The following is a 2,995-nucleotide window of genomic DNA, read 5'->3' as shown; positions in this document are numbered from 1 at the left end:
GATTGACGTAGATCAGTCCCATCTGGACGGCGCCGAGATGGCCCTGGAGTTCGCGGTCGCCGGAGTAGCGCTTGTCGTCGAGCCACTTGGTTTCCGAACCCCAATCGACGTCCTGTTCGGGTTCCCAGACGTCGGCGCGGCCGCCAGCAAAACCGAAGGTCTTGAAGCCCATCGATTCCAGCGCGACGTTGCCGGTGAGGATCAGCAGGTCGGCCCAGGAGATCTTGCGGCCATATTTCTGCTTGACCGGCCACAGCAGCCGGCGCGCCTTGTCGAGATTGGCATTGTCCGGCCAGCTGTTGAGCGGAGCAAAACGCTGCTGGCCGGCCCCGGCGCCGCCACGGCCATCGCCGATGCGGTAGGTGCCGGCACTGTGCCAGGCCATGCGGATGAACAGCGGCCCATAATGGCCGAAGTCGGCCGGCCACCACTCCTGCGAATCCGTCATCACCTGGTGCAGGTCCTTGATCACCGCATCGAGATCGAGCGACTTGAATTCCTCGGCATAGTCGAACTCTTCGCCCATCGGATCCGAAAGGTTCGATTGCTGATGGAGAACGCCAAGATCGAGTTGGTTGGGCCACCAGTCACGGTTGCTCCTGCTGGAGGATCCGTGTGCAACGGGGCATTTGCCGGCGCTGGGATCATCGGTCTGTGCGTCCATGTTCTTCTCCGATCGTGGCTGTGTTGAGCTGTTCAACTGCTGCGTGAACAGGGACGTTGGATGTCCCTGGAGGCGGTCCGTTTCATGGCTGGCGCGATGACCATATGCCCGATACGCGACCGAATATGTTGGATGTCCCGTTGCCGCGGGCATGCGCCTCACCAGGCGGTCCCGGCTGCTCCTCATCTTCGTTGCGACTCCTATAGCAAAGCCGCTTCATTAATTTAAGTTGGATTTCCTGATTACAGCGATAAGATGACATTATGACAAACCTGACGCTGAAGCAGTTGCGTTATTTCGAGGCGCTGGCGCGGCACAATCATTTCGGCCGTGCCGCCGATGCCTGCGCGATCTCGCAGCCCGCGATCTCGGTGCAGATCCGGGAGTTGGAGGAAACGCTTGGCACGGAGCTTTTCCAAAGAGGCCCACGCCAGGTCCGGCTGACCAATTTCGGCGAGGAATTCGCCTTGCGCGTTCGCGACATCCTGCGCTCGGTGGATGAGCTGACAGATCTGGCCCGCGCCTCGCGCGACCGGCTGGTGGGACGGTTGCGCATCGGGGTGATCCCGACGATCGCACCCTACCTTTTGCCTGCCATCATCGGCAACCTCGCCCGCATGCATGACGGGCTCGATATCCACGTGCGCGAAACGCAGACGCAGAAGCTGATCCAGGAACTGGCCGACGGCCGGCTCGACGCGGCCATCGTCGCCTTGCCGGTATCGGAAGCGTCGCTGACGGAAATCGTGCTGTTTGCCGAGAACTTCGTGCTGGTCCGGCCCGGCGAGGATGAGGGAAAGCCGGTGCCCAACCGCGAAATGCTGCGCGAGATGCGGCTGCTCCTGCTCGAGGAAGGCCATTGTTTTCGCGACCAGGCGCTGTCGTTCTGCAACATGCATTCGGTGCGCCCAAGGGAGTTGCTGGACGGCAGCTCGCTGTCGACCCTGGTGCAGATGGTCGGCGCCGGCGTCGGCGTCACCTTGATCCCCGAAATGGCCGTGCCGGTGGAGACGCGCTCGGCGGCGGTCTCTATCGCCCATTTCGCCAACCCCCAACCGTCGCGGACGATCGGCATGATCTGGCGCAAGACAAGCCCGATCGCCAAACAGCTGCTGCTTATATCCGAAGTGGTTCGCCAGGCGGCCGAAGCATTGCGCGCGCAGCACGGTTCGGCATCGGTTGCGCAGCCTCCGAATCTGCCGGCAGCGGCCCAATGAAGGCAGGCTGACCTGATCGTCAGCCTGCCGCCTGGAACCGGATTTCGCCCTTGTTGAGGAAGCAGGTCTTGTTGAACAGCGACAGGTCCAGAGCGTTCGGCAACCGCACATCGCTGATATCGGGACATGGCTTCTCCGCCGGATCGTATGACCGATCGATCTGCGAGATGAAGACGAGGATCAGTCCCCTGTCGCGGGCAAAGGCCTTCAGCGTGCGAACCTGCGCCATCAGGTCCGGGTTTTCCCGCTTCTGATCGAGCAGTTGCAGATAATCGATCACCACCAGCGTGCCGCGCGGCGCCGAACCCAATGCCTTGACGATATAGGCGGCACTGATGGCGTCGGAATTATCGAATGTGAACTGGTCGTTGAACTGCACCGGGTCCGCCCCGATGGCGTGAAACCGGTCCAGCACATCCCTTTGCGTATATTCGAGCGTAAAGAACACGCCGCGATGGCCTGATTTCATGGCTTCGACCGCGAGTTCGAGGCTCATCAGCGTCTTGCCGTTTCCGGGTCGCGCACCGACCAGAACCAGGTCGCCGGGCGCAAGTTGCGCAAACAGCATGCCGGCGGGCGCCGCCTCGGCTGCCTTGGCTGCAAGCAGGCTCCAGCTGGTGAACCCTTCCTGTGCTGCAACACGGTCGAGCGCTTCGTGCAGCGCAATCTTGCCCTCGCGAGACAAAAGCCTGGCTTGACGCTTGAGATGGTAGATGGGCGCGGACAACTTCATCGCAAAACCTCCTGGTGCGAGCCGTTTTTGCAATCCCTCCTTATGCCAAGTGCTCGAACAGTCGGTTCGGTGATTGGATAGCGCCCTGCATGAACGATGCTTTCCCGGCGGAGGGAGGTGGCGTGGGCCGCGCCAGAATCAGATGATAGCTCAATCCCTGCGTATCGAAAATCGCGGACCTCCAGGGATCAGGCTCCGGACTCGCGGCTCTTCACGATAGGAATTTTTTCTTGACTTCCTGCCCTCAGCTATGGTACATATTTGTCCATGGTGCTGATTTGCGCCAATGACCCGCCGCACAGGCGGGTTTTCGTTTGATGCTCCGTCAGCCAACGCGCCGACGGCCTCCGAAGGGACCCGCCCACCCGAGTTCGTTGCCCT

General features: G+C 61.3%; 3 protein-coding genes. 1 reads left to right on the top strand and 2 read right to left on the bottom strand.

Annotation, left to right across the window (positions count from 1 at the left end):
• The coding region (locus EN893_RS26595; protein ID WP_348632510.1) for a peroxidase family protein at positions 1-664 on the bottom strand (664 nt) is incomplete at its 3' end.
• A gap of 263 nt (positions 665-927) precedes the next feature.
• Between EN893_RS26595 and EN893_RS26590 the strand changes: the two genes are divergently transcribed.
• Positions 928-1,881 carry a hydrogen peroxide-inducible genes activator gene (locus EN893_RS26590; protein WP_127269042.1) on the top strand — a complete coding sequence of 318 codons (954 nt, stop codon included), beginning with the start codon at positions 928-930 and terminating at the stop codon, positions 1,879-1,881.
• Between the two features lie 19 nt (positions 1,882-1,900).
• Here EN893_RS26590 and EN893_RS26585 read toward each other — a convergent pair whose 3' ends face one another.
• Positions 1,901-2,614: a DNA helicase gene (locus tag EN893_RS26585; protein WP_127269043.1), complete on the bottom strand. Its 714-nt coding sequence runs from the start codon at positions 2,612-2,614 to the stop codon at positions 1,901-1,903.
• Positions 2,615-2,995 lie beyond the last annotated feature (381 nt).

Origin of the sequence: Mesorhizobium sp. M7A.F.Ca.CA.004.04.2.1, assembly GCF_004022825.1 — a bacterium.
Taxonomy (GTDB): Bacteria; Pseudomonadota; Alphaproteobacteria; order Rhizobiales; family Rhizobiaceae; genus Mesorhizobium.
The sequence above is the reverse complement of the archived record's forward strand: the minus strand, read 5'-3'. Positions and strand labels throughout refer to the sequence as shown.